Here is a 1,814-nt window from a genome sequence, read left to right on the forward strand (position 1 = left end):
CCCCCCCCCGGGGCGGGGGGGGGGGGGGGGGGGGGCGCCCCCCCCCCCCCCCCGGGGGGGGGGGGGGGGCCCCCCCGGGGGGGGGGGCCGCCCCCCCCCCCGCCCCCCCTTTTTCTTGCCCGCCACTGCCCCGGGCGGCTCCTCTCAGTCCTCGCCCTCCTCCAGCAGCTCCGTCACCAGGGCGGCGATCGGCGAGCGCTCGGACCGCGTCAGCGTGACGTGGCCGAACAGCGGGTGCCCCTTGAGGGTCTCCACCACGGCCGCGATGCCGTCGTGCCGGCCCACGCGCAGGTTGTCCCGCTGGGCGACGTCGTGGGTGAGGACCACCTTGGAATCCCGGCCCATCCGGGAGAGCACCGTGAGCAGGACGTTCCGCTCGAGGGACTGCGCCTCGTCCACGATCACCCAGGAGTCGTGCAGGGACCGCCCGCGGATGTGCGTCAGCGGCAGCACCTCGAGCATCCCGCGGTCGACGACCTCGTCGATCACCGACGGCGACACGATCGCGCTGAGGGTGTCGAACACCGCCTGCGCCCACGGGCCCATCTTCTCCCCCTCGGTGCCCGGCAGGTAGCCCAGGTCCTGGCCGCCCACGGCGTACAGGGGACGGAACACCACCACCCTGCGGTGCTCCCGGCGCTCCATCACCGCCTCCAGGCCGGCGCACAGGGCCAGCGCCGACTTGCCCGTGCCGGCCCGTCCGCCCAGGGAGACGATGCCCACGCTCGGGTCCGTGAGCAGGTCGATGGCCAGCCGCTGGGCCGCCGAGCGGCCGTGCAGCCCGAACACGTCCGCGTCCCCCCGCACGAGGGTCGCGACGCCGCCCTCCCGCACCCGCGCCAGCCCGGCCGCCCGCGGCGAGGTGAGCGAGAGCCCCGTGTTCACGGGCAGGTCCACGGCCGTGGGGGCGGGCTCGCCCGGGACGGCGTCCACCCCGGAGCCGGCCACGTCGTCCAGGGGGATCCCGTGCAGGCCCATCCGGCCGTCGTCGTACAGCGAGTCCAGGCGGTCCTCGTCCACACGGAGGGACACGGCCCCGCGCCAGCCGGAGTCCCGCACCAGCTCGTGCCGGTACTCGTCCGCGGCGAGCCCCATGGCGGCGGCCTTCACGCGCATCGGCAGGTCCTTGGACACGAGGGTCACGTCCCGGCCCTCGTCCGCGAGCGCCTTGGCCACCGCGAGGATCCGCGAGTCGTTGTCCGTGCCGCGGATGCCGAAGGGCAGCACGTCCGTGGAGACGTGGTTGAGCTCCACCCGCAGCGTGCCGCCCTGCGCGGTGAGGGGCACCGCGTCCTCCAGCGAGCCGTGGCGCACCCGCAGGTCCTCCAGGAGCCGCAGGGCGTGGCGGGCGGCGTGGCCGAGATCGGGGTCCTGGCGCTTGCCCTCCAGCTCCGAGACGACGACGAGCGGCAGCACCACCTCGTGCTCCGCGAAGCGCACGAGGGCCCGCGGGTCGGAGAGGAGGACGGAGGTGTCCACCACGTAGGAGCGCCGCCCGTCCGACGCCGCCCCCTCCCGCACCTCCGCGCCCGTCTCGCCGGTCCCCCTGCCGTGCCGTCCGGTGCCGTCCGCCTGCAGCGTCATCGCTGGCCTCCTCGCCGTCGTGTCGGACGGATCCGCGCCCGTCCGGGGCCCACGGTAGGAGCGCCCGGTGCACCACAGGACGCGGGCCGCGTGAACGTCCGGTGAAGGTCTCGTGGCCCGGTGCGCGGGCCGGCGCCGCGGCTAGGCTGGCCGGACCGACCGTGCCGGCCACGCCCCCGATGAGAGGACACGCCCGTGCCCCTGCCCGACCGCCGCCCCACCGACGACGC

The 1,814-nt window shown here is 76.5% G+C and carries 1 protein-coding gene; it reads right to left on the reverse strand.

Translation table 11 applies throughout. The features are described 5' to 3' along the window. Window positions 1-144: 144 nt before the first annotated feature. Window positions 145-1,584 carry a PhoH family protein gene (locus MHY29_RS11965; RefSeq protein WP_239241525.1) on the reverse strand — a complete coding sequence of 480 codons (1,440 nt, stop codon included), beginning with the start codon at window positions 1,582-1,584 and terminating at the stop codon, window positions 145-147. Between the last annotated feature and the right edge of the window lie 230 nt (window positions 1,585-1,814).

Source organism: Micrococcus sp. ACRRV (assembly GCF_022346985.1).
GTDB classification, from domain to species: domain Bacteria; phylum Actinomycetota; class Actinomycetes; order Actinomycetales; family Micrococcaceae; genus Micrococcus; species Micrococcus porci.